The organism is Pseudomonas mohnii (assembly GCF_900105115.1).
Taxonomy (GTDB): Bacteria; Pseudomonadota; Gammaproteobacteria; order Pseudomonadales; family Pseudomonadaceae; genus Aquipseudomonas; species Aquipseudomonas mohnii.
In genome coordinates, this window is record NZ_FNRV01000001.1 from 299,506 (window position 1) to 324,333 (window position 24,828).

Below are 24,828 nucleotides of genomic sequence, written 5' to 3' on the forward strand. Positions count from 1 at the left end.
GTCATGCACGATATCGAATTGAGTGAAGAGCAAGTGATGATCCGCGACATGGCCCGGGACTTCGCCCGTGGCGAAATCGCCCCCCACGCCCAGGCCTGGGAGAAGGCCGGCTGGATCGACGATGGCCTGGTGGCGAAGATGGGCGAACTGGGTTTGCTGGGCATGGTGGTGCCCGAGGAATGGGGCGGCACCTACGTCGACTACGTGGCCTATGCCCTGGCCGTGGAGGAAATCTCGGCCGGCGACGGCGCGACCGGCGCCTTCATGAGCATCCACAACTCGGTGGGTTGCGGGCCGGTGCTCAACTACGGCACGGATGAACAAAAGCAGACCTGGCTCGCGGATCTGGCCAGCGGCCAGGCCATCGGCTGTTTTTGCCTGACCGAACCCCAGGCCGGTTCCGAAGCGCACAACCTGCGCACCCGCGCCGAATTGCGCGACGGCCAATGGGTGATCAATGGCGCCAAGCAGTTTGTCAGCAACGGCAAACGGGCAAAACTGGCGATCGTGTTTGCCGTGACCGATCCGGACCTGGGCAAACGCGGTATCTCGGCGTTTCTGGTGCCCACCGACACCGCGGGCTTCATCGTCGACCGCACGGAGCACAAGATGGGTATCCGCGCCTCCGACACCTGCGCGGTCACCCTCAACGACTGCCGCATTCCAGAGGCCAACCTGCTGGGCGAACGCGGCAAGGGCCTGGCCATCGCCCTGTCCAACCTTGAAGGCGGACGCATCGGCATCGCCGCCCAAGCGCTGGGCATTGCCCGAGCGGCCTTTGAAGCGGCGCTGACCTACGCCCGCGAACGCGTACAGTTCGACAAGCCGATCATCGAGCACCAGAGCATCGCCAATCTGCTGGCCGACATGCACATGCAATTGAACGCCGCACGGTTGTTGATCCTGCACGCGGCGCGCCTGCGTACAGCCGGCAAACCCTGCCTGTCGGAGGCCTCGCAAGCCAAACTGTTCGCCTCGGAAATGGCCGAAAAGGTTTGCTCCTCAGCGATTCAGATTCACGGCGGCTATGGCTACCTGGAAGATTATCCGGTGGAGAAGTACTACCGGGACGCGCGAATCACACAGATCTATGAAGGATCGAGCGAGATTCAGCGGATGGTGATTGCACGGGAACTGAAGAACTACCTGGTGTGAGGCCCTGTAGGAGCGAGGTAGCTGAGCTGAGGGCGCCTCAAAAGCATCGCGGGCAAGCCCGCTCCCACAGGTTTTTCGGTGTGAAAAAAATCCGCAGCACACCCAAAACCTACTGTGGGAGCGGGCTTGCCCGCGATGGCGTCAGCAAAAACGCCGTATTACTTGCCGACGAACTGCGCCTCACGCTTGGCAATGAACGCGGCCATGCCTTCTTTCTGGTCCTGCGTCGCAAACGCTGCGTGGAACACCCGACGCTCGAAACGCACGCCTTCCGACAGGGTCACCTCAAAGGCACGGTTGACGCTCTCCTTGACCATCATGGCGATCGGCAGCGACTTCTTGGCGATCAGCGTCGCGACTTTCAGGGCTTCCTCCAGCAATACATCGCTTGGCACGATTCGCGCCACGATCCCGCAACGCTCCGCTTCCACGGCATCGATCAAACGCCCGCTCAGGCACATCTCCATGGCCTTGGCCTTGCCCACGGCGCGGGTCAGGCGCTGGGTACCGCCCATGCCCGGCAGCACGCCGAGGTTGATTTCCGGCTGACCGAACTTCGCGTTGTCGCCGGCCAGGATGAAATCGCACATCAGCGCCAGTTCACAGCCGCCGCCCAGGGCGAACCCGTTGACCGCCGCGATGATCGGCTTGCGACGGTTGGCCACGCGATCGCTGTCGCTGAACAGGTCATCGAGGTAGATCTGCGGGTAGGTCAGCTCGGACATTTCCTTGATGTCGGCACCGGCGGCAAAGGCTTTTTTCGAGCCGGTCAGCACGATGCAACCGATGTTCGAATCGGCTTCCAGACCATCGAGGGCGTGGTTCAGCTCGCCGATGATTTGCGAATTCAGGGCGTTCAACGCTTGCGGGCGGTTCAAGGTAATGAGGCCTACACGGCCATGGGTTTCCAGCAAAATCGTTTCGTAGCTCACAGATGGACTCCTTCTCAAAGATTGCGCGAAATAACCATGCGCTGAATGTCGCTGGTGCCTTCGTAGATCTGGCACACCCGCACGTCGCGGTAGATCCGCTCCAGCGGAAAGTCGTTCAGGTAACCGTAACCGCCAAGGGTCTGCAACGCCGAGGAGCAGACCTTCTCGGCCATTTCCGAGGCGAACAGCTTGGCCATCGACGCTTCGACCAATGCCGGTTTGCCGCTGTCACGCAGGGCGGCAGCGTAATACACCATTTGCCGGGCGACCGCAATTTGGGTCGCCATGTCGGCCAATCGAAAAGCCACCGCTTGATGCTCGATGATCGGCTTGCCGAAGCTCTCGCGTTCGCGGGCGTAGTCACGGGCTGCTTCGAAGGCCGCGCGGGCCATGCCCACCGATTGCGAGGCGATGCCGACACGGCCGCCTTCGAGGTTGGCCAGGGCGATCTTGTAGCCTTCGCCCTCCTCGCCCAAGCGATTGGCCACCGGGACCTTCACGTCTTCGAAGAGGATCTGGCAGGTGTCGGAGGCGTGCTGGCCGAGTTTGTCTTCGACCCGCGCGACGGTGTAGCCCGGTGAATCGGTCGGCACGATCAGCGCGGTGATCCCGCGTTTGCCGGCACTCGGATCAGTCACCGCAAACACAATCACCACCCCGGCGTTTTGCCCGGAGGTGATGAATTGTTTGCAGCCATTGAGCACATAGTGATCGCCTTCCAGGCGCGCACGGGTTTTCAAACCGCTGGCATCGGAGCCTGCCTGGGGCTCGGTCAGCGCGAAGGCGCCCAGCATCGCACCACTGGCGAGGGGCTTGAGGAAGCGTTCTTTTTGCTCGTCGTTGCCGTAGTTGAGGATCGGCACGCAACCCACCGAGTTATGCACGCTCATGATGGTCGAACAGGCCCCGTCGCCGGCGGCAATTTCTTCCAGGGCCATGGCGTAGGCCAGGTAGCCGGTGTCGCATCCGCCCCACTGTTCCGGCACCAGCATGCCGAAGAAGCCCAATTCGGCCATCTCGCCGATGGCTTCCTTGGGAAAACGGTGCTCGCGGTCCCATTCGGCGGCGAACGGCTTCAGCCGTTCCTGGGCGAATTGCCGGGCCATGTCGCGGATTTGTTGTTGGTCGTCATTGGGGATCATGACCAGTCCTTATTTAGGTTGAATCACAAAACCTGTAGGAGCGAGCCTGCTCGCGATGGATGCAAGGGCGCCACATTTATCCAGGCAGCCCGCGTAATCGTTCAAGTCCATCGCGAGCAGGCTCGCTCCTACAGGGGGGGGGCGGTGTCAGTACAGGCATTCCACGGCCATGGCCGTGGCTTCACCGCCGCCGATGCAGATGGCCGCCACGCCACGTTTCAGGCCTTTCTGGCGCAGCGCCGACAGCAGGGTCACGAGAATCCGCGCACCGGAGGCGCCGATCGGGTGGCCCAAGGCGCAGGCACCGCCGTGCACATTGACCTTCTCGTGGGGGATTTCCAGTTGGGTCATGGTCACCAGGCTGACCACGGCGAAGGCTTCGTTGACTTCGACCAGATCGACCTGGTCCAGCGACCAACCGGTTTTGTGCATCAGTTTTTTGATCGCGCCGACCGGTGCCACCGGGAACAGGCCCGGCGTATCGGCAAACGCCGCATGACCGTGAATCACCGCCAGCGGCTTGAGGCCGCGCTTGTCGGCCTCGGAACGGCGCATCAGCACCAGCGCCGCCGCGCCGTCGGAGATCGAGCTGGAGTTCGCCGCCGTCACCGTACCGCCCTCGCGGAACGCCGGTTTCAACGAGGCGATTTTGTCGAGCTTGGCTTTTGGCGGCTGTTCGTCGTTGCTGATCGTCACCTGCGTTTTGCCGACGGTCACGGTCAGCGGCACGATCTCGTCCTTGAAGCAGCCATCGTTGATCGCCTGCTGGGCGCGGGTGGTCGAGGCGATGGCGAAGGCGTCCTGGGCTTCGCGGCTGAAACCGTTGGTTTCGGCGCAGTCTTCGGCGAAGGTGCCCATCAGGCGGCCCTTGTCGTAAGCGTCTTCCAGGCCGTCGAGGAACATGTGATCGAGCACGCGGCCGTGGCCCATGCGGTAACCGCTGCGAGCGCGGTCCAGCAGGTATGGCGCGTTGGACATGCTTTCCATGCCGCCGGCGACGACCACCTCGGCGCTGCCGGCGACCAGCATGTCGTGGGCCAGAATTGCCGCTTCCATCCCCGAACCGCACATCTTGTTCAGGGTGGTGCAGCGGGTCGATTTATCCAGCCCGGCGCCCAGCGCAGCCTGGCGCGCCGGGGCCTGGCCGAGGCCGGCGGACAGGACGCAGCCGAACAACACTTCTTCGACCGCTTGCGGGGCGATACCGGCGCGCTCCACGGCGGCCTTGATGGCGGCCGCACCGAGTTGCGGCGCGGTCAGGCTTTTCAGCTCGCCCTGAAAACCACCCATCGGGGTGCGAACGGCGCTGACGATGACGATTGGATCGTTGGAAAGGCTCATGACAATTCCTCTTATTTGGCGGCCATGCGCAAGGCACCGTCGAGACGGATCACCTCACCATTGAGCATGCTGTTTTCAATGATATGCCTGACCAGCTCAGCGTACTCGGCCGGTTTGCCCAGACGCGGCGGGAACGGCACGCCGGCGGCCAGGGAATCGCGCACTTCCTGGGTCATGCCCGCCATCATCGGGGTTTCGAAAATGCCCGGGGCGATGGTCATCACACGGATGCCGAAACGCGCCAGCTCACGGGCGGCGGGCAAGGTCAGGCTGACGATGGCACCTTTGGACGCGGCATAGGCCGCCTGGCCGATCTGGCCATCATAAGCGGCGGCGGATGCAGTATTGATGATCACGCCGCGCTCGCCATCGGCGTCCGCCTCGGTTTCGGCAATCGCCGCCGAGGCCAGGCGCAGCATGTTGAAGCTGCCGATCAGGTTGACGTTGATCACCTGGCTGAAGCTGGACAGCGCGTGCGGACCGTTCTTGCCGAGGATCTTCTCGCCACGCACGATGCCGGCGCAGTTGACCAGGCCATTGAGGCCGCCAAAGGCCTTGACCGTCGCCTGCACCGCCGCTTCAGCCGCGGCTTCGTTGCTGATGTCCGCCACCACGCTTTGCGCGCCGAGGCGTTGGGCCTGGGCGGCGACGGCTTCGGCGTTCATGTCCACCAGCATCACCTTGGCGCCGGCCGCAACCAGCATTTCAGCGGTGGCCGCACCCAGGCCGGAGGCGCCGCCGGTGACGAGAAAAACCTTGTTTTCGATCTGCATCATTGTTTCCTTGGATTCAAGCTGAAACGTTCTTCGCGGCAGCCTCTTGAGCCTTCGCGATTTCCTGGTTGCGCAAGATAAAGCGCTGCAATTTGCCGCTTGGGGTTTTCGGCAACTCGCTGACAAACTCGATTTCACGGGGGTATGAGTGCGCGGCCAGGCGCTTGCGCACATGTTGGCGCAGCTCTTCGGCCAGCTCCGGCGTGGCGCGGTATTGCTCTGCGATCACGACGAAGGCCTTGACCAGCTCGGTGCGTTCCGGATCGGGTTTACCGACGACCGCCGCTTCGATCACCGCCGGGTGTTCGATCAACGCACTTTCCACGTCGAACGGGCCGACACGGTAGCCGGAGGTGGTGATCACATCGTCACTGCGCCCCACAAAGCTGATACTGCCGTCCGGGTTCCACTCGACGGTGTCACCGCTCAAGTAATAGTCGCCGACGAAAGCCTTGGTCGGCGCGCCTTCGTAACCGGCGAACCAGCACATCGGCGATTGGCTACGGTCGATGGCCAGGATGCCCGGCTGGCCGACGCCCAGTTCCTTGTACTGTTCATCCAGCACCACAATACGGTGGCCCGGCGAAGCGTAACCGGCGGCCCCCATATGAATCGGGTGCTCCAGGCCATGGTGATTGCACAACACCATGCCCAGTTCGGTCTGGCCGTAATGGTCGTGAATGACCACGCCAAGGTTATCGGCGAACCAACGGATCACTTCCGGGTTCAGCGGCTCGCCGGCGCTGCTGACGATACGCAGCTTGCCTTTGATCGACTTGGCGAACTCGTCGCCCCCGGCGATCAGCAAGCGATAAGCCGTCGGCGATCCGGTGAGGTTGGTGATCCCGTACTTGTTGATCACCCGGCAGGTGCTTTCCAGGGTGAACGGGCCATCGTAGAAGGTGATCGGATGACCCATCGACATCGGCCCGGTGACACCAAAGTAGATGCCGTAGGCCCAACCCGGGTCGGCGACGTTCCAGAACGCGTCTTCGGGGCGCAAATCCACGGCATCCCGGGTGTAACTCTGGAATGCGACGATGGCCTTGAGTGGCACCGACAGCGCTTTCGACGGGCCGGTGGTGCCCGAGGTGAACATCAGCAGAAAGGGGTCTTCACCGGTCAGCAGCACCGGTTCGCAGACATTGGAGAAGTTGGCCAGTTCGGCCCAGAAGCTGTAATCGCCCTGGACAATGCCCTGCCCCTTGGGGCCGCCGACGGTGACGATGGTCGGGCAGTCGGCGACTTCCGCGAGTTTCGAGCGGTTGACCGCATCGGTGACCACCACTTTGGCGCCGGAGCTGCCCAATCGATGTTCGATGGCTTTCGGCCCGAAGGCCGTGAACAGCGGCTGATAGACCGCGCCAATGCGCCAGGTGGCGAACACGGTAATCAGCAGTTCGATGTTACGTGGCAACAGGCCGGCGACCTTGTCGCCCTTCTGCACGCCCTGGGCCAACAGGAAGTTGGCGAAACGCGCGGCCTTGTCCTGCAAGTCGCTGAAGGTGTAGGTCGCGCTGGTGCCGTCGCGGCCTTCCCAGAACAGCGCGATCCGACCCGGCAAGGCATGCCGGTCGCAGCACTCAATGCAGGCGTTGAGGGCAGTCAGATCGCCAGCGAGTACGGCGTCGACGGTGTGCTGATAATTGAACTGTGAAGTAGCAGACAAGTAATCGCGCATTGCCAGAATCCCTCTGTATTTTTATTAGGTTGGGGGAACCGTAACTAACGGGGAAATACTCGCTCTGCGGGGGGATCGGGACAATGGTCAAAGTTATCAAGTTGCGTGACTGGTTTGGCCAAGATCCGGTAGGTGGCGCCTCTGTCAGGAAGCTTCGTTGAGAATCAAACTGCGGTAATGCCCCGGATTGGACCCCGACCACTTGCGAAACGCCTTGTAGAACGAACTCGCATCGGCAAACCCCAGGCGCGTGGCGATTTCCGCGAAGCTGATGGCCGGTTCCGCCAGCCAGACGATGGCCAGTTCCTTGCGCACGCTGTCCTTGAGCCCTTGATAGGTTTGCCCTTCCTCGGCCAACCGCCGACGCAGGGTCGAGGCCGACATGCACAGGCGTTGCGCCAGGGCTTCGGTTTCCGGCCAGCGTTCGGCGGGCAGTTGCCGCAGATCGTGCTTGATGCGGCTGGCCAGGCTCTGCGGGTCGCGGTACTTGACCAGAATGTTCGCCGGCGCATGGGCCAGGAAACGCTTGAGCTCTTCCGCGCTGCGCTTGATCGGCGCATCCAGGCAATCGGCCGAGAAAATCATCCGCGTGCGTGGGCGGTCGAATCGCAGGTTTTCGGAAAACATCACCTGGTAGTCGTCGCAGAAGTCCGGTTGCGAGCAGCGCAACTCGATGGCCAGGATCGGAATCCGCCGCCCCGCCAGCCAGCAGGCCACGCCATGCACGATCATCCAGTAGGTGAAATAGGTGAAGGCCCGGCGCGGCGCCTGTTCATCTTCCAGCAGCACGATTTCCGCCAGGCTCTGTTGGCGGACCAACTCCGCGGGCAGGTGTTCGAGCATCAGTGACAGGAAGCCCAGGCCACTGGTGAGGCCCGCCGCCAGACTCGGCTGGACCATGGCGCAACGACAAAGAAACTCCAGGCTGCCGGATTTGAGCTTGCGCGGGTCCATGCCGAAAAACTCGTCATCGCCGCGCCGCGCCAACAGACGCCACAACCGGGCGTAAGCGGTGGCCGGTACGCGCGCATCACTGGTGTGCAGCAGGAGCGGATCGATACCGACCTTGATCAACACCTCTTCGGTGGCAACGCCCGGGGCGCAACTTTGCAACAGCGCTTCTCGCACCAGTTGAATGGAGATGGTGTCTTTTTCCGCCATGGAGCGAGGCAAACCCTGTTCTTGTTTGAGTGGTGGGCATATTAGCTCAGCCGCCAACGCCGCGCCCCCTGTAGGAGCGACCTTGCTCGCGATGGAAGGCAGGGCACCGCGTTCATCCAGGCAGCCCACGTCATCGTTGACCTCCATCGCGAGCGGGCTCGCTCCTACAGGGGGAGCGGAGTGATTTTGCGGGTTGTTCAGCATATGTTCAGGTAATTGGCAATCAATGCCATTTGGTAATGAGTTTCATTATGTTACAAATTAGCACCCTATCTAATTCTCACACGGTGCTGAATGCTCGTTCCTTTTCTGATCATGCTGCGCGAAGGCATCGAAGCCGCGCTGATCGTTGGCATCATCGCCAGCTACCTCAAACAGACCGGTCGTGGCCAGTGGATGCCTGCCGTGTGGATCGGCGTGTTCCTCGCCGCCGCCCTCGCCCTGCTGGTGGGCGGTGGCCTGGAACTGGTGAGCGCCGAGTTTCCGCAAAAACAGCAGGAACTGTTTGAAGGCGTGGTCGGCCTGGTGGCGGTCGGCATTCTCAGTTCGATGGTGTTCTGGATGCGCAAAGTGGCGCGTTCGATCAGGCACTCGTTGCACGCCTCCCTCGATCACGCGCTGACCGGGTCCAGGCATCAGGTCACCGCGCTGATCGCCATGGTGTTTTTCGCCGTGGCGCGTGAAGGCCTGGAAACGGTGTTCTTCCTGCTCGCGGTGTTCCAGCAAAGCGAAGGTCCTACGGCCCCGATCGGAGCCCTGCTCGGGCTGGTCCTGGCGATCATCGTTGGTTGGCTGATCTACACCGGCAGCATGCGCCTGAACCTCGGCGCGTTTTTCCGCTGGACCGGTCTGTTCATCCTCGTGGTGGCTGCCGGCATTCTCGCCAACTCGGTGCAGGCGCTGCACGAGGCCGGGGTGTGGAATCACCTGCAAACCGTGCTTTTCGACATCAGCACGACACTGCCAATGGACGGTCCGCTGGGGTCGGTGCTGGCCGGCATGTTCGGTTACCAGGATGCCCCGACCGTCAGCACCCTGGGTGCCTATCTGATTTATCTGATCGTGGCGCTGGTGATGTTCTTTACGCCAGCCCCCGCGCCTGTTGCGCACACCCCCAGGCGCGAGCCTGCTCGCGAGGGTCGTGAACGATAACGCGTAAAACCGGATGTCCTGCGGCGCCCGCAGATTTTTCGCGAGCAGGCTCGCTCCTACAAGGGACGGTGGTGTTTCAAATGACGGCGGTAGAACGCTGTCACCCTCCTGTAGGAGCGAGCCTGCTCGCGATGGGCGTGAACGATAACGGGTAAAACCGGATGTCCTGCGGCGCCCGCACGTATTTCGCGAGCAGGCTCGCTTCCACAGGGGTCGTTCGAACATCCAGCCAGACAGTCTTCCTCCATTTCCAGCCAGTAAGGGCAACCATGCCAAATCAAGCCCCCACCCAGGCTTCCCCTCCCCGCGCCTTGCGCTGGGCGGTGGCCGGCTCGGTGATCGTGATGATCGCTGCCGGCGGCCTGTTCTATTACGCCTCGAAAATGGCCGCCGACAAGCGCCAGGCCAACCACGACGAAGTGCTGGTGACCATCGACCCGCACAGCTGCGAGCCGAATGCCCTGACGGTTCCGGCCGGCCATGCCAGCTTCCGCATCGTCAATCGATCCGATCGCGCCGTCGAATGGGAAATCCTCGATGGCGTGCTGGTGGTCGAAGAGCGGGAGAACATCGCACCCGGCCTGAGCCAGGTGATCAACGCCAACCTGTTGCCCGGCGACTACGCCATCACCTGCGGTCTGCTGAGCAACCCGCGCGGCACCTTGCACGTCACGCCGACGGCGGCGTCGGAAGCGGCGGCCAAGGCCAGGCCGTCGATGGTGGCGTTCATCGGGCCGCTGTCGGAGTTCCGTGTGTACCTGAGCAGCCAGGGCACGGCGCTGATCAAAGCCGTCACCGCCCTTGAGCAAGCCATCGCCGCCGGTGATCTCAGCCAGGCCCAAGCCTTGTACGTGCCGGCCCGAGCCGCTTATCAACGCTTGGCCCCGGCCGCCCAGCGCCTGGCCGAGCTGGACAACGGGATCAACGCCCGTGCCGATTACTTCGAACACCGCGAGCAAGACCCCGGGTTTGTCGGTTTCCATCGCCTCGAATACGCGCTGTTCCAGCAACGCGACCTCGAGGGTCTGGCACCGGTTGCCCAGCGTCTGTCGGCGGACGTGAGCACCCTCAAGCAACAGCTGCTGGCCCAGTCCCTGCCACCGGAGCAACTGGTGAGCCTTGTCGTGCGCAGCCTCAACGGCATCGCCGAGGTGCGCGCCCGCAGCGGTGAAGAAGAACGTTACAGCCACACCGACCTGAATGGCTTCGCCGCCAATCTCGACGCCGCACGCAAGGTCGTCGACCTGTTGCGTCCGTTGCTGGCCAAATCCGCCGCCGACCTGCTGCCGCAGATCGACAGTGCGCTCAGCGCATTCGACACCGAACTCAACGGATTGAAGGTCAAGGACGGCTACGCCAGTTACGACAGTGTCGGCACAGCGCAACGCCAAAAGATCGCCGACAAGGCCAAGGCACTGGCCGCGGCACTCGATGGAATCGACCCCGCCCTTGGCCTTTCTGGCCTGTAAGCAGAAGACGACTGATCAATGAACGACTCAAAGCAATTCAACCTCCAGCGGCGCCGGGTATTGATGGGCATGGGCGCAGCCGGTGTCGCCCTGGCCGGCTCCGCGCTGAGCTGCCCGGCCATGGCCGCCAGTCCGGCACAGGTCACCGAGGCGCCGAGCAGCGACCACACGCAAGACCACCACGAATTCCACGGCAAGCACCAGACGGGCATCGTCACTCCGCGCCCGGCGTCCGGCATGCTGGTGTCGTTCGATGTGCTGGCCAGCGATCGCGAAGACCTGGAGCGACTGTTTCGCACCCTCAATGATCGCATCGCGTTTTTGATGAAAGGCGGTCCGGTCACCCAGGTCGATCCGAAGTTGCCGCTGGTAGATTCAGGCATTCTCGGCCCGATTGTGACCCCGGATAACCTGACCATCACCGTGTCGGTCGGTGCCTCATTGTTCGATGAACGCTTTGGTCTGGCCCACGCCAAACCCAAGCGCCTGATCCGCATGGTCGGTTTTCCCAACGATGCCTTGGAGGCCGACTGCTGCCATGGCGACCTGAGCCTGCAGTTCTGCTCCAACACCACCGACACCAACATCCACGCCTTGCGCGACATCGTCAAAAACCTTCCGGACCTGCTGCTGGTGCGTTGGAAACAGGAAGGCAGCGTGCCGCCCCAGGCCCCCGCAAAACCCGGCGTGCCGGCGCAAAGCGCGCGCAACTTCCTGGGCTTTCGTGACGGCTCGGCCAACCCCGATTCCAACAATGCCAACACCATGGACAGCATCGTCTGGGTTCAACCCGGCAGCGACGAGCCGGCCTGGGCCGCCAACGGCAGCTATCAGGCGGTGCGGATCATCCGCAACTTCGTCGAGCGCTGGGACCGCACACCGTTGCAGGAGCAGGAAAGCATTCTCGGCCGGGTCAAGAGCAGCGGCGCGCCCATGGGCGGTACCCATGAGTCGCAGGTGCCGGACTACAGCAAGGACCCGCACGGCAAGTTGACCAGACTCGACTCGCATATCCGCCTGGCCAACCCGCGCACCGCCGCGACCCAGGCCAACCTGATCCTGCGTCGGCCGTTCAACTACTCCAATGGCGTGAACAAGAACGGCCAGTTGGACATGGGCTTGCTGTTCATCTGCTATCAGGCCGACCTGGAGAAAGGCTTTATCACCGTGCAAACCCGACTCAACGGCGAGCCGCTGGAGGAGTACCTGAAGCCGGTCGGTGGCGGCTACTTCTTCACCCTGCCCGGTGTCACCGGCGACCAGGATTTCATCGGTCGCTCACTGCTTGCCGCCACACATCCAACAACCGCGTAACCATCCCCCAACACGGAACCGTCCCATGAAACAGTCGCCACTCGCGTTACTCCTGACCCTAGGCTTGCTGACCACCCCGCTTGCGGCTTCCGCGGCGACTGCGCCACTGGCGTTGGTGCAGCAGATTTCGGACTACAAGATCTACGTCACCGAACAACTGGATGAACTGGCCAGCCACACCCGGCAGTTCACCGAGGAGGTGAAAAAAGGTGATCTGGCCACCGCGAAAAAACTCTATGCGCCGACCCGGGTTTACTACGAATCGATCGAACCGATTGCCGAACTGTTCAGTGACCTCGACGCGTCCATCGACTCCCGCGTCGATGACCACGAAAAAGGCGTGAAAGCTGAAGACTTCACCGGGTTCCACCGCATCGAATTCGCGCTGTTTTCGGAAAACAGCACCCAGGGCCTGGGCGAACTGGCGGACGGTCTGAACAAAGACGTCGAAGACCTGCAAACCCGTGTCGCCGGCCTGACGTTCCCGCCAGAAAAAGTCGTCGGGGGTGCCGCTGCGCTGCTGGAAGAAGTGGCCGCCACCAAGATCTCCGGCGAAGAAGATCGCTACAGCCACACCGACCTCTATGACTTCCAGGGCAACATCGACGGCGCGAAGAAAATCGTCGACCTGTTCCGCCCGCAAATCGAAAAACAGGATGCGGCATTCATCGCCAAAGTCGACAAGAACTTTGCCACGGTGAACAGGATTCTGGCCAAGTACAAAACCACGGACGGCGGTTTCGAGACTTACGACAAGGTGAAGGAAAACGACCGCAAGGCGCTGGTCGGGCCGGTGAATACCCTGGCAGAGGATCTATCGACCTTGCGTGGAAAACTGGGTCTGAACTGAGTGTCGTAGCGACTGGAAGCGCCTCATCGCGAGCAAGCTCGCTCCCACGGAGTTTTGAGTCGAACCCCAATCACGTGATCGACATTCAACCCTGTGGGAGCGGGCTTGCCCGCGATGGCGTCAGCCGCCGCGCTAGCGTTTTTACAGGATACGGTAGAGTAAGCGCTCAATACGCACCCGGCTCACACGCTTGAGAAACTTCGCCACTCCGGTCGGGTAATCCGGCAAGGTTTGCAGGTCCTGGAAGCGCTCGATACGCCGGGTGTGCTGGAAAATCTGCGCCAGTTCCGTGCGCCGCGGTGCCTGCAACTCGCCTTTCGGATCATCGATCAGCAAGCCGTTTTCCAGATCGAGACGAAACGCCCGAGGGTTGAGGTTGTTGCCGGTCAGCAAGGTGTAGCGCTGATCGATCCACATGCCCTTGAGGTGATAGGTGTTATCGCCGTCCAGCCACAGGTGCAGGTTCAACTGGCCACTGTCGATGTTGCGTTGATGGCGCTTGGCGAACCGGCGCAGGCTGATTTCGTAAAGGTACGGCAGCGCCGAAATCACTTTGAACGGCTCGCTCGGCGGAATATAGAAGTCGTTGGCGGTCTTGTCGCCGACCACAATGTCGATCTTCACCCCACGCGCCAATGCCCGGTTGACCTCCCGAATCACCGCCAATGGCAGATTGAAATACGGTGTGCAGATGGTCAGCTGCTGCTGGGCGCTGGCGATCAGTTCACAAATCACCCGGTTCAACGGGTTGTTCTTGCCGACGCCGAGCAAGGGGCTGACCGACAGGCCGCTCTTGTCCGTGGTGCCCTGTGTCGTGTCGTACACCGCATGCTTGAGTCGGCTGCGCAGGTCGCCGATGTCATTGCGTAGGCTGCGGGTGGTCGGCAGGTTCGGCAGATCCAGGCGATGCACGGCCTTGGAAGCCACCAGGCCGTGTTGAACCAGATGCTGCATCGAATCGGCCAGGTCACGGTTCTGCAACAGGTGATAACGGTCGTAGCGGTACTTGTCGAATTTGTGCAGGTAGACGTTGTTCAGGCTCGCACCGCTGTAGATCACGCAGTCATCGATCACGAAACCCTTCAGATGCAGCACGCCGAACAGTTCGCGGGTCTGCACAGGCACGCCATACACCGGTACTTCACTGGCGTGGGTGCGGGTCATTTCCTGATACCAGGCCGAGTTGCCCGGTTGCTTGCCCGCGCCGATCAGGCCGCGCTGGGCGCGCAACCAGTCGACGACAACCACCACGTCCAGTTCCGGACGCGCCTGTTTGGCGGCGTGCAAGGCATCGAGAATTTCCTGACCGGCCTCATCCTGTTGCAGGTACAGCGCAACGATGTAAATACGCCGGGTTGCACTGGCGATTTTTTCCAGCAGGCAACGGCGGAATTCGGCAGCGCCAGAGAGGAAGGTGACGGCATCGGCGGTCAGCGGAAAACTGCGCAGTTTGGGCAGCAGAGAGCGTTTGAAAAGCGACGGCATAGGGCTCGCAGTGGGTCGAATCCAAAGAGGTTGAGAGCTTACACCATGGATCGGTTCGGGTCTTGTGGCTGTCTGGCCTGACGTCATCGAAGGCCAGCCAGCGATGACGATTTCTTCACTGGCGAAAATAATAATTGACCATGAAGAACGATCGTTCTACTGTTCGATCCATGAACGAAATCACAAGCAACGACACACGCGACATCATTCTGGACGTCACCGAAAAGCTGATCTACAAAAGTGGCATCGCCGCCACTGGCATGGATCTTCTGGTGAAGACCGCCGGCGTCTCCAGAAAGAGCGTCTACCGCTACTTCGCCAACAAGGAGGCGCTGACCGTCGCCGCCCTGCAACGCCGGGATCAGCGCTGGATGCACTGGTACAGGAGTGCGGTCGACCAGGCCGATACTCCAGCGGACCGGCTGCTCAATCTGTTTACCGTGCTCAAGTCCTGGTTCTGTTCCGAAGGCTTTCGCGGCTGTGCGTTCATTAATACCAGCGGTGAGACCGGTGATCCGCAAGACCCGGTTCGCCTGGTCGCCAAAGACCACAAACAGAAGCTGCTCGACTACGTGTGCGAGCTGTGTACCGAATATGGCGCCGAAGATCCGCAGACGCTGGCCAAGCAGTTGCTGATCCTGATTGACGGGGCCATTACCGTCGCACTTGTCATGGGTGACTACAGTGCCGCCGATCATGCGCAATGTGTGGCGCGCAAGTTATTGGTGCTGTAACTGCGTGATCAAGACCGACCACGTTGTTGAACGTTCATTTGATACGGAGATATCCAATGTCTAACGCTGAAGTTCGTCCGCCATTGCCGCCCTTTACCCGTGAATCCGCCATCGAAAAAGTCCGCCTGGCCGAAGACGGCTGGAACTCCCGCGATCCGCAGCGTGTGTCGCTGGCCTACACCCTGGACACCCAATGGCGAAACCGCGCCGAGTTCGCCCACAACCGCGAAGAGGCCAAAGCCTTCCTGACCCGTAAATGGGCCAAGGAACTGGACTATCGCCTGATCAAGGAACTCTGGGCGTTCACTGACAACCGCATCGCCGTGCGTTATGCCTATGAATGGCACGACGATTCGGGCAACTGGTTCCGTTCCTACGGCAACGAAAACTGGGAGTTCAATGAAGACGGCCTGATGGCCCGGCGCTTCGCCTGCATCAACGACCTGCCGATCAAGGAAAGCGAGCGCAAGTTCCACTGGCCGCTGGGCCGCCGCCCGGATGATCACCCGGGCTTGTCCGACCTGGGCTTGTAACACTGGCCCCTGGCAGGCGCTGGCAAGCCAGTACCTGCCAGGGGTTGAGGTGCTCAGGCGACCGCTGCGGTGTGCCGGGACAACGCTTCGGCCTCCAACGCCCTTACCAGTGGTAATACCCGCTGGCCGAAATACTCCACTTCTTCCTGAAAGTGCAGAAACCCCGCCAGTACCAGATCCACGCCCACCGCTTTGAGCGCCACGATTCGCTCGGCGATCTGTTGTGGCGTGCCGATCAGATTGGTCTTGAAACCATCGTTGTATTGCACCAGATCCTCAAACGTCGATTTCGCCCAGTTGCCCTCGCCCTCCGGCGATGCCCGGCCGGCTTGCTTCGCCGCGTCGCCGAAGGCATTCACCGCCTCCGGGTCGGCCTGATCGATGATCTGTGCCAGCACTTCCCGCGCCTCCTCTTCGGTGTCGCGGGCGATCACGAATGCGTTCACCCCGATCTTGACTGAATGATTGTTCGCCGCGGCCTTGGCGCGAATGTCATCGACCTGAGCCTTGATGCCTTCCGGGGTGTTGCCGTTGGTGAAATACCAGTCCGACACCCGCGCGGCCATGTCCCGCGCGGCACGGGAACTGCCACCCTGGAAGATTTCCGGACGCCCCAGGGGTTTGGGTTTGAGGCTGTAGTTATCGAAGCGGTAGAAGTCGCCGCGAAAGGTGAAGTTGTCCTGGGTCCAGATGCCTTTGAGTGATCGGATGAACTCTTCGGAGCGGCGATAGCGCTCATCGTGTTCCAGCCAGTGTTCGCCGATGGCTTGGAACTCGCCCTTGAACCAACCGCTGACGACATTGATCGCCACCCGGCCGTTGGTGAGTTGATCGATGGTAGCCAGTTGCTTGGCCGCCAGCGCCGGTTGCCAAGGGCCCGGCAGGATCGCCGCGATGACTTTGAGCTTGGTCGTTGCCGCCAGCAGCGCATGGCTGAAGGCGACTGATTCATGCTGGTACTCGGCGCCGTAACCGGCGGTGAAACGAATCTGTGTCAGGGCATATTCGAACCCCGCCTCTTCTGCCAGTTGTGCCAGCTTGCGGTTGTAGTCGATACCCCAGTGGGTACGTTGCTCGATCTTGCTGACCACCAGCCCACCGCTGACGTTCGGCACCCAGTAGGCAAATTTCACGGCTTGCTGACTCATTGGCGTTTCCTCGGGACATTAGGGTATGTCCTGGGGCATGAGCAGCAAGCGTGCCAGACCTGAAGTGAGCACTGTGGCGAGGGCGCTTGCTCCCGCCGGGCTGCGCAGCGGCCCCGGATTTCGGCGAGCGCTGCGCACTCAAGCGGGAGCAGGCTCCCCCGCCACAAAAACCGCCTCACCCGGACAATTTGCTGATGCACTGTTGGCCCGGCAACAGTTGAAACCACCGCCCACTCAAGGGCGCCCAGTAAATCCGCACAGGACGGGTCCGGCATGGACCCTGCAACCGTCCCCGGCAGACGCAATGCTTTTTCTGCCCAGCCAAGGAGTTGTCCCATGACCGAACACCAGGTAATCAACCCGCTGTCCACCGGCACCGACTATCAAACCCTCGCCGCGAAGTACCGACCGATTTTCCAGCGCATTGCCGACGGCGCCCTCGAACGCGAACAGTCGCGCACCCTGCCCTATGAGCCCATCCAATGGCTCAAGGACGCCGGATTCGGCGCAGTGCGGGTGCCGATTGAATACGGCGGCGGTGGCGCTTCGGTGCCGCAGTTGTTTGAGCTGCTGATCGAACTGGCCGAAGCCGACTCCAACGTTCCCCAGGCACTGCGCGGCCACTTCGCCTTTGTCGAGGATCGCCTCAACGCCCCCTACGGCCCGTCGCGGGATATCTGGTTCAAACGCTTCGTCGAGGGAGACATCGTCGGTTGCGCCTGGACTGAAATCGGTGCCGTCGAGGTTGGCGATGTCGTGACCAAAGTCACGCCCCATGGCGATCAATGGCGGCTCAACGGTGAGAAGTTCTACAGCACCGGCAGCCTGTTCTCCGACTGGATTGACGTCTACGCCCAGCGCAGCGACACCGGTGGCGACGTGATTGCCGCCGTGCGCACGCGCCAGCCGGGCATCGTGCAGAGCGACGACTGGGACGGCTTCGGCCAACGCACCACGGGCAGCGGAACATCGCGCTTTGTCGATGCCGAGGTGGACGCCGAGAACATCATCGATTTCGCGACCCGCTTCAAATACCAGACTGCGTTCTATCAGCTCGTACTCCTGGCCACCCTGGCAGGCATCGGCCGTGCGGCATTGCGTGATGTTTCGCGTCATGTGCGCGAACGCCAGCGCATCTACAGCCATGGCAACGCACAGCGTGTCAGCGATGACCCGCAGGTCCAGCAAGTGGTCGGCAATATTGCCGCGTGGGTGTATGCCGCCGAAGCCAGCGCCTTGAGAGCCGCGCAACCCGCGCAGGAGGCCTACCTGGCACGTTTCGCCGGTGACGACTTACGGGAAACGGCGGCGAATGTGGCCGCGGAAATCGAATCGGCTAAGGCGCAAGTGGTGGTCACGGAGCTGATCCAACGGGCGACCACCGAGCTTTTCAATGCGTTGGGGGCTTCGGATATTCGCCAGGGCAAATCGCTCGACCGGCATTGGCGCAATGCGCGGACCGTGTCGTCGCATAATCCACTGATCTACAAGGCACGGATTGTCGGGGACTGGACGATCAACGGAACCGAGCCACCGTTCGTGTGGCAGATCGGTAATGGGCCGCAGCTTAAATGATCTGCCGCCATCGTCGGAACGCCGCCCGGAGCGAGCTCGCTCCCACAGGGTAAGGCCAGGCGGGTCGCCGCCAAAGGTGGATGTGGGTAAGATGTGAGCCCTCCCCGCATTCCACCTTTGGCACCTCGCCGAATAAGCCGATTCCATGCCTTTCGAACTCAGCGTTGACCTCACCACCCTGGCCATTCTCGCCCTTGTCGCCTTTGTCGCCGGCTTCATCGACGCCATTGCCGGCGGTGGTGGCCTGTTGACCACCCCGGCCTTGCTGACCGCAGGCCTGCCACCGCACCTGGTCCTGGGCACCAACAAGCTCAGCTCGACCTTCGGCTCCGCCACCGCCAGCTTTACCTTCTACCGCCGCAAGCTGTTCCATCCCAGGCAGTGGACTCACGCCATCGTCGGCACGCTGGTCGGCGCCCTGAGCGGTGCCGTGGTCGCCCACTACCTGCCGGCCGAATGGCTGAACAAGATGCTTCCGGTGATCGTCTTTGCCTGCGGTGTCTATCTGTTGTTTGGCGGAACGCCGAAAGCCCCGCTGGACAGCGACGCGCCGATCAAGAAAACCTGGCAATCGACCCAAGGCTTCAGCCTCGGCTTCTATGATGGTGTGGCCGGTCCCGGCACCGGGGCGTTCTGGACCGTCAGCAGCCTGCTGCTCTACCCCATCGACTTGGTGAAAGCCAGCGGCGTGGCGCGCAGCATGAACTTCGTCAGCAACGCGGCGGCGCTGTCGATCTTCATTTTTTCCGGTCAGGTGGACTGGGTCATCGGCTTGAGCATGGGCTCGTCATTGATGGTCGGCGCCTTCTTCGGCGCTCGCACCGCCATCAGTGGCGGCGCGAAGTTCATTCGTCCGGTGTTCATCACCGTGGTGTTGGGCCTGACCGTGCGCCTAGCCTGGCAACACTGGTTCAGCGTGGCCTAACCGCCGCGCCACATAGACGTCGATCAGGTAACGGGCAATCGAGCGTGACGCCGGCAACGGCGGCAGCTCGTGCACGTTGAACCACTGGGCGTCTTCAATCTCGTCTTCCTGGCAGACGATCTCGCCGCCCGCGTATTCAGCATGGAAGCCGAGCATCATCGAGTGCGGGAACGGCCAGCACTGGCTGCCCATGTACTGGATGTTCCTGACCTCGATCCGCACCTCTTCGCGAACCTCGCGAATGAGGCAATCCTCGGCTGACTCACCCGGTTCGGCAAAGCCCGCCAGCGTGCTGTAGACGCCGCTGACAAACCGTGGTGAACGCGCCAGCAGGATTTCGTCGCCACGGGTCACCAGCACGATCATGCTCGGCGAGATCCGGGGATAGCTGCGCAGGTCGCACGGCTGGCAATACATCGCCCGCTCGCGCGGCACCTGGCTCATGGCTTGCCCGCAGTTACCGCAATAGCGGTGCTCACGGGCCCAGGTGCCGATCTGCGCGGCGTACGCGAGCACCTTGTACACCGTGTGATCGCCTTCGAGCATGAACGCCCGCAAGCCTTTCCACTGACAGCCCGGGACTTCGCTGTGGCTGCGCAATTCCAGCAGATACACCGGCTCGCCATCGAGATGACCGATGCCATGCTCGGCAAGAATCGCCAGGTCCTGGCGCTTGAGCCACTCACGGGGGAACAGCGCGCCATTGTCATCGAACAGAAAGCCTTCAGGGCTGCGCGCCACGGCCCAGCCGCCGGGTTGATCGGTGTCCAGTACTGCAGTGGTCCAGCGTGAAGTCATTTTTCAATCAATCCAGAAATTCGGGTTTCTGTTTGCTCAAATGGGCGGCCATGGCCACGCGCAAGTCAGTGGATTGCAACATGGCGGCGTTCCAGGTGGCGACGTATTCCAGGCCATCATCGATGCGGTGATCGCGCATGTAGCTGATCATTTCCTTGGTGCCGGTAACGGCAATCGGCGACTTGCTGGCAATCTCGCGGGCAATGCCCATCACGCCATCAAGCAGGCTGGCGTTGTCGCTGTAAACACGATTGACCAGGCCCATGCCCCGCGCCTCTTCGGCACCAAAGGTGCGACCAGTGTAAGCCAGTTCGCGCAGCATGCCGTCACCGATGATCCGCGGCAAGCGTTGCAGCGTGCCGACGTCAGCGGCCATGCCGATGTCGATTTCCTTGATCGAGAACTGGGCATCTTCGGCGGCGTAGCGCATGTCGCAAGCAGCGATCAGGTCAATGGCACCGCCCAGGCAGTAGCCTTGAATGGCGGCCAGTACCGGTTTGCGGCAGTTGTCGACGGCATTGAACGACGCTTGCAGATTGAGAATCTTGCGCCGCAACAGGCGCGCGTTGCGGCCGACATCCTTGCCCAGTTCATTGGCTACGCCCGCCAGCATCATCAGGTCGATGCCCGAGGAAAAATGCTTGCCGGCGCCACTGAGGACCACCACTCGCACCTCGTCGGTGTCGTCGATCCACTGGAAGATCTCGACGATTTCGCTCCAGAACGCAGCATTCATCGAGTTGATCTTTTCCGGGCGGTTGATCTGCACATGGGCGATTTTATCGACCAGTTCGACGTTGAATGCTGTGTATTGGGACATGCCAGTGATCCTTTAACGGGCCAAAAAGAGGCTCGAACTATAACAAGGCAGTGCGGTGGGCAGTAAGGCAGCGGTTCGGCCAAAAGCGGGACCGCATGCGGACATAACCCCTCGATGTGAGCCTTTCTTGCAAAGAACCCCGCAACGGAATGAATAATTGTTCACCCTGCAGTGTTTACCTTGTGACGGGCACTGGCAGAGCAATTCGACGTATTCGGCCTGTTCGATGTCCCGACCCTGATTCCTGTGGAGCATTGTCCATGAATAGCCGTTTTTCAGTGTTCATCGCACCGCTGTTGATTGCCACCGCGCTCACCAGTTCCCTGGCGCTGGCCCACGGCGATGACGACTCCCCCGCCAAGCCCGAATGCCCTCGAGGCCAGGTTTTAGATAAAAAAACGCAAAAATGCGTCCTGCAAACCAGTAAAGCGCTGTCTGACGCCGACCGCACCGATTACGCTTACCAATTGGCCAAGGACAATCGCTACGAAGAAGCGCTGGCATTGCTGGATACGCTCAAAGACCCCAACACCGCCAAGGCGTTAAACTATCGCGGCTACGCCACGCGTAAACTGGGGCGCACCGACGAAGGCATCGGTTACTACCTGCAATCGGTCAAACTCGACCCGCAGTACGCGAAGGTCCGCGAGTACCTCGGCGAAGCCTATGTGGTCAAAGGCCGGCTGGACCTGGCCCAGGAACAGTTGCAACAGATCAAATCGATTTGCGGCAACAGCGCCTGCGAGGAATACCGGGACCTGGCCGAAGCCATCAACGATTCATCGAAAACCTGACTCCCTGAACGGACGGAGGTCGCCATCGCCAGCAATCAGGCAATACGGGCAGAGCTGAGCCAGCACCTGGCGCGATTGTGGCGCTACGGCCTGCTGCTGTCCCGACAACGGCATGTCGCCGAAGACCTGGTGCAGGCCACGTGCGTGCGCGCACTGGAACGGGCCGGGCAATACGAACCGGGGACGCGGATGGACCGCTGGCTGATGAGCATCCTGCATTCGATCTGGATCAACGAAGTACGCGCGCGGCGGGTGCGTCAGGGGCAAGGGACAGTCGATACCGACACTGCCTTGTCGTTTGACGGAGAGCACGTGGCGCAGACCCATGTGCTGGCGTCGCAGGTCATTCGCCGTGTCGATGCGCTGCCCGAGGCACAACGGGAAACGGTGTTTCTGGCCTATGTCGAGGGTCTGTCCTATCGCGAGGTCGCCGAAGTGTTGCAAGTCCCCATCGGCACGGTCATGAGTCGCCTGGCAGCGGCCCGGGTGAAACTCGCCGAATACCCGCCGTTGCAATCCGTGCCGAACCCTTCCAGCGGAGAACGTCGATGAACGCGAAACTCTCGGATGAGCAACTGGTGGCGTACCTGGATGACCAGCTCGATACCGAACAGCGGGCACGCATCGACGCGGCCATTGCCGAAGACCCGATGATCGGCCTGCGCCTGCAATGGCTGGATCGCAGCAGCCTGCCGTTCAAGGAAGCGTTCAATCAATTGAATCGGCAGGCCCCCGTGGATCGCCTGCAAGCGATGCTCGACACCTTGCCCTCGCCGGCCCGTCCACCGCTCAGCCGTCGCTGGTTCCTGGCGGCAGCGGCCGGGCTGTTGGCCGGTGGCGTGCTGGCGGATCGCCTGTTCCTGGGCTGGCAGGAAAGTCAGCAAACCAGCAACTGGCGTGGGCTGGTGGCCGACTATATGGCGCTCTACGTGCCGCAGACCCTGGACCATCTACCCAGCGATGAAACCACTCAGCGCGCGCAGTTGCAGACCCTTGATGAACATCTGGGCCTCAAGCTCGCACCCGCGCAGTTGAGCTTGCCCAGGATTGAACTCAAGCGCGCGCAAATCCTTGAATACGATGACGTGCCGATCGCCCAGATCACCTACCTGGACCCGGTCCATGGCCCGCTTGCGCTGTGCATCACCCTTTCCAGCAGTGGCAGCCGACAGGTCGCCCGGGAACGTCGGCACGGGTTGAACATTGTCTATTGGTCGGACATGCACCACGCCTGGATGCTGATCGGGCATAACCCGGCGGCAGAACTTGAGGCGATGGCCACGACGCTACGCAGCCGATTAAGCGCCTGACTGCACGGATCTCTGTGGCGAGGGAGCGAGCTCGCCACAGGGCGGCGGCCTGTCAGACCGTGTTGGTGTCGGCGGACTTCGCCAGGTCCTGCACCCTTGGGAACTCTCCCGTCGGCCCCGTCAGCACGGTGTATTTGACCTTGTCGCCCACTTGAAAACAGTCGCGGCCATCGACCGTAAGATGGGGGCTTATGCGCACGGCCAGTCTGGAATGGCCGTCATCCGGCAGGATCATCGCGAACCGGGTCGGTGTCGAATCGATCCAGACGTGCCTGATGGCGTTGATCGTACCGTTGCCCGTTGTTTTTATTGTGGGTGTTCCCATCACTCGCCTCCGGTCATACGTGGGTGGCGCGACAGCTTGACTGCGTGTTTTCAATGAAACGCCGAATTCGCGTGGGTGACTACTGTCAGGAATGACAGTTCGGCTGTCGTGTCACGCCGGCGTCGGCAACCACAAGCGGAATCGCGCCCCGCTCAGCGGCGATGCTTCGACCGTCAAGGTACCGCCCTGCGCCTCCAGTGCCCGACGACTGATCGCCAGCCCCAGGCCAAACCCGCCCGTGGCGCGATCACGACTGCGATCGAGCCGATAGAACGGCTCGAAAATCCGTTCACGCTGATCATCCGGAATGCCGATGCCGTCATCGTCGACCCAGATCTCACAGCCTTTTGGACACACCTGCACGCCAATCTGAATGCGTTTTTCACAGTAGCGCATGGCGTTGCGCAGCAGATTTTGCAGGGCGCGGGCGGTCAGGCGCGGGTCGAGGCTGAAGCGTTCGAGCTGCCCATGGAGCAGCACGTCGATAACGATGTCCGGTGATTGCTCTTCATCGACACTGCCCAGAATGCTGTCGATGAATTCATCCAGCGACACCTGGACCTGCTCCGGCACCCGCGCCGGATTCTGCAAGCGGCTGTAGGACAGCAGTTCCAGCACCAATTCATCGAGTTCACGGATGTGGTCGACCAGCCCTTGCAGACGTTCGCGGCTGGTGGCCGGCAGGTCGTCGGACAGGGCCAGGGCCAGGCCGAAATCCAGTCGCGTCAACGGCGTGCGCAATTCGTGGGACACCGCGTTGAGCAGGTCTCGCTGCTGATTCAGCAGGTTTTCGATATCGCCGGCCATGGTGTCGAAGACGTTCGCCAGACTGCCGATGTTGGAACTGGCCGCAATCTGCGTGCGCTCGCTCAAGTGGCCCTTGCCGAAGCGTTCTGCCGCACGTTTCAGGCGCTCCAGGTCACGCCAGTGCGGACGCAGCCACAGCAACAGGCACGCGAGCATGGTCGCGCCGATCAGCACGTTGATGCTCCAGTACAGCAGGTTGACGTCCAGCGGGTCCGGCGGCACCACCATTTGCACCACGGTGCGCTCATTCAGCGGCGCCACCGCCAGGGTGCGCCAACCCCAGTCGCCGACACGCACCACGTTTTCACCGCGCTGCAAACGTTGCTGCTCGTCGAGGGACAAACCGGGATCGTCGATCGCGCTGAGTACGATGTGCAGCGGTCGGAAGTCCTCGTCCATTTCGGCCGCCAGGGCTGGCCACCGATCGACCGGAACCGCTTTGAACTGCTTGACCATAAGGGTTTGCAGCCCTCGGGAATAATCGAGGTTGTAGCTGATAAAGCGCTCCTGGAAGACCTTGATCACCAGGTCCGGCACCAGATAAATGGCGGCGCTGAACGAGACAATGGTCACCAGGTAAAGGCGAAAGAGGATTCTGAACATC

Annotated in this window: 24 protein-coding genes; 12 read left to right on the forward strand and 12 right to left on the reverse strand. The window is 61.6% G+C overall.

What is annotated here, in order from left to right; genetic code table 11:
• Positions 1-3 precede the first annotated feature (3 nt).
• Positions 4-1,155, forward strand: coding sequence for an acyl-CoA dehydrogenase family protein (locus BLV61_RS01260; RefSeq protein ID WP_090461961.1), 1,152 nt, complete (start codon positions 4-6; stop codon positions 1,153-1,155).
• A gap of 158 nt (positions 1,156-1,313) precedes the next feature.
• Here the strand turns inward: BLV61_RS01260 and BLV61_RS01265 are convergent, their stop codons facing one another.
• The 6 genes from BLV61_RS01265 to BLV61_RS01290 form a co-directional block, all read right to left on the reverse strand.
• Entirely contained in the window at positions 1,314-2,087 is a 774-nt protein-coding gene (locus BLV61_RS01265) for an enoyl-CoA hydratase (RefSeq protein ID WP_047529327.1), read from the reverse strand.
• Positions 2,088-2,101: 14 nt separating this feature from the next.
• The gene (locus tag BLV61_RS01270) at positions 2,102-3,229 is read right to left on the reverse strand and encodes an acyl-CoA dehydrogenase (protein ID WP_047529329.1); all 1,128 of its coding nucleotides are present in this window, start codon (positions 3,227-3,229) and stop codon (positions 2,102-2,104) included.
• 147 nt (positions 3,230-3,376) lie between these two features.
• Positions 3,377-4,570 (reverse strand): acetyl-CoA C-acyltransferase, encoded by a 1,194-nt coding sequence (locus tag BLV61_RS01275; protein WP_090461964.1) that lies wholly within the window; start codon positions 4,568-4,570, stop codon positions 3,377-3,379.
• 11 nt (positions 4,571-4,581) lie between these two features.
• Complete coding sequence (locus BLV61_RS01280; protein WP_090461966.1) at positions 4,582-5,343, reverse strand: SDR family NAD(P)-dependent oxidoreductase; 762 nt, start codon at positions 5,341-5,343, stop codon at positions 4,582-4,584.
• Positions 5,344-5,359: 16 nt separating this feature from the next.
• Entirely contained in the window at positions 5,360-7,024 is a 1,665-nt protein-coding gene (locus tag BLV61_RS01285; protein WP_090461968.1) for an AMP-binding protein, read from the reverse strand.
• Positions 7,025-7,168: 144 nt separating this feature from the next.
• A complete protein-coding gene (locus BLV61_RS01290) occupies positions 7,169-8,185 on the reverse strand; it encodes an AraC family transcriptional regulator (protein WP_090469667.1) in 1,017 nt (338 codons plus the stop codon).
• Positions 8,186-8,479: 294 nt separating this feature from the next.
• Between BLV61_RS01290 and efeU the strand changes: the two genes are divergently transcribed.
• The 4 genes from efeU (at position 8,480) to efeO (BLV61_RS01310) (ending at position 12,970) form a co-directional block, all read left to right on the forward strand.
• A complete protein-coding gene (efeU, locus tag BLV61_RS01295) occupies positions 8,480-9,337 on the forward strand; it encodes an iron uptake transporter permease EfeU (RefSeq protein WP_090461969.1) in 858 nt (285 codons plus the stop codon).
• 269 nt (positions 9,338-9,606) lie between these two features.
• Positions 9,607-10,806 carry an iron uptake system protein EfeO gene (efeO, locus tag BLV61_RS01300; RefSeq protein WP_090461972.1) on the forward strand — a complete coding sequence of 400 codons (1,200 nt, stop codon included), beginning with the start codon at positions 9,607-9,609 and terminating at the stop codon, positions 10,804-10,806.
• A gap of 18 nt (positions 10,807-10,824) precedes the next feature.
• Positions 10,825-12,120 carry an iron uptake transporter deferrochelatase/peroxidase subunit gene (efeB, locus tag BLV61_RS01305; RefSeq protein ID WP_090461975.1) on the forward strand — a complete coding sequence of 432 codons (1,296 nt, stop codon included), beginning with the start codon at positions 10,825-10,827 and terminating at the stop codon, positions 12,118-12,120.
• A 25-nt stretch (positions 12,121-12,145) separates the two neighbouring features.
• Entirely contained in the window at positions 12,146-12,970 is an 825-nt protein-coding gene (efeO, locus tag BLV61_RS01310) for an iron uptake system protein EfeO (RefSeq protein ID WP_090461977.1), read from the forward strand.
• A gap of 141 nt (positions 12,971-13,111) precedes the next feature.
• On the opposite strand, the gene pssA is transcribed toward efeO (BLV61_RS01310), so the two are convergent.
• Positions 13,112-14,455 (reverse strand): CDP-diacylglycerol--serine O-phosphatidyltransferase, encoded by a 1,344-nt coding sequence (gene pssA / locus BLV61_RS01315; protein ID WP_090461979.1) that lies wholly within the window; start codon positions 14,453-14,455, stop codon positions 13,112-13,114.
• Positions 14,456-14,625: 170 nt separating this feature from the next.
• Here pssA and BLV61_RS01320 point away from each other — a divergent pair, with 170 nt between their 5' ends.
• Complete coding sequence (locus BLV61_RS01320) at positions 14,626-15,189, forward strand: TetR/AcrR family transcriptional regulator (RefSeq protein ID WP_090461982.1); 564 nt, start codon at positions 14,626-14,628, stop codon at positions 15,187-15,189.
• 56 nt (positions 15,190-15,245) lie between these two features.
• Complete coding sequence (locus BLV61_RS01325) at positions 15,246-15,722, forward strand: nuclear transport factor 2 family protein (protein ID WP_090461984.1); 477 nt, start codon at positions 15,246-15,248, stop codon at positions 15,720-15,722.
• 53 nt (positions 15,723-15,775) lie between these two features.
• Here the strand turns inward: BLV61_RS01325 and sfnG are convergent, their stop codons facing one another.
• Positions 15,776-16,870, reverse strand: a complete 1,095-nt coding sequence (sfnG, locus tag BLV61_RS01330) for a dimethylsulfone monooxygenase SfnG (protein WP_090461986.1) — start codon at positions 16,868-16,870, stop codon at positions 15,776-15,778.
• 336 nt (positions 16,871-17,206) lie between these two features.
• Here sfnG and BLV61_RS01335 point away from each other — a divergent pair, with 336 nt between their 5' ends.
• Positions 17,207-18,445 carry an acyl-CoA dehydrogenase family protein gene (locus tag BLV61_RS01335; protein WP_090461989.1) on the forward strand — a complete coding sequence of 413 codons (1,239 nt, stop codon included), beginning with the start codon at positions 17,207-17,209 and terminating at the stop codon, positions 18,443-18,445.
• Between the two features lie 145 nt (positions 18,446-18,590).
• Positions 18,591-19,370: a TSUP family transporter gene (locus BLV61_RS01340; protein WP_047529357.1), complete on the forward strand. Its 780-nt coding sequence runs from the start codon at positions 18,591-18,593 to the stop codon at positions 19,368-19,370.
• Here BLV61_RS01340 and nudC read toward each other — a convergent pair.
• A complete protein-coding gene (nudC, locus tag BLV61_RS01345; RefSeq protein WP_047529359.1) occupies positions 19,338-20,168 on the reverse strand; it encodes an NAD(+) diphosphatase in 831 nt (276 codons plus the stop codon). The two genes, BLV61_RS01340 and nudC, sit on opposite strands and share 33 nt — an antisense overlap.
• Positions 20,169-20,175: 7 nt before the next feature.
• On the reverse strand, positions 20,176-20,988 hold the full coding sequence (locus BLV61_RS01350; protein WP_090461991.1) for a crotonase/enoyl-CoA hydratase family protein: 813 nt from the start codon (positions 20,986-20,988) through the stop codon (positions 20,176-20,178).
• 260 nt (positions 20,989-21,248) lie between these two features.
• Here BLV61_RS01350 and BLV61_RS01355 point away from each other — a divergent pair, with 260 nt between their 5' ends.
• From BLV61_RS01355 to BLV61_RS01365, 3 genes are all read left to right on the forward strand, one after another.
• Positions 21,249-21,782: a tetratricopeptide repeat protein gene (locus tag BLV61_RS01355; protein WP_090461994.1), complete on the forward strand. Its 534-nt coding sequence runs from the start codon at positions 21,249-21,251 to the stop codon at positions 21,780-21,782.
• Between the two features lie 66 nt (positions 21,783-21,848).
• The gene (locus tag BLV61_RS01360; RefSeq protein WP_047529365.1) at positions 21,849-22,334 is read left to right on the forward strand and encodes an RNA polymerase sigma factor; all 486 of its coding nucleotides are present in this window, start codon (positions 21,849-21,851) and stop codon (positions 22,332-22,334) included.
• On the forward strand, positions 22,331-23,092 hold the full coding sequence (locus BLV61_RS01365; protein WP_090461996.1) for an anti-sigma factor family protein: 762 nt from the start codon (positions 22,331-22,333) through the stop codon (positions 23,090-23,092). Before BLV61_RS01360 ends, BLV61_RS01365 begins: the two co-directional genes overlap by 4 nt.
• 52 nt (positions 23,093-23,144) lie before the next feature.
• Here BLV61_RS01365 and BLV61_RS01370 read toward each other — a convergent pair whose 3' ends face one another.
• Positions 23,145-23,417, reverse strand: coding sequence for a hypothetical protein (locus BLV61_RS01370; RefSeq protein WP_047529368.1), 273 nt, complete (start codon positions 23,415-23,417; stop codon positions 23,145-23,147).
• 111 nt (positions 23,418-23,528) lie between these two features.
• The gene (locus tag BLV61_RS01375; protein ID WP_090461998.1) at positions 23,529-24,827 is read right to left on the reverse strand and encodes an ATP-binding protein; all 1,299 of its coding nucleotides are present in this window, start codon (positions 24,825-24,827) and stop codon (positions 23,529-23,531) included.
• Position 24,828 lies beyond the last annotated feature (1 nt).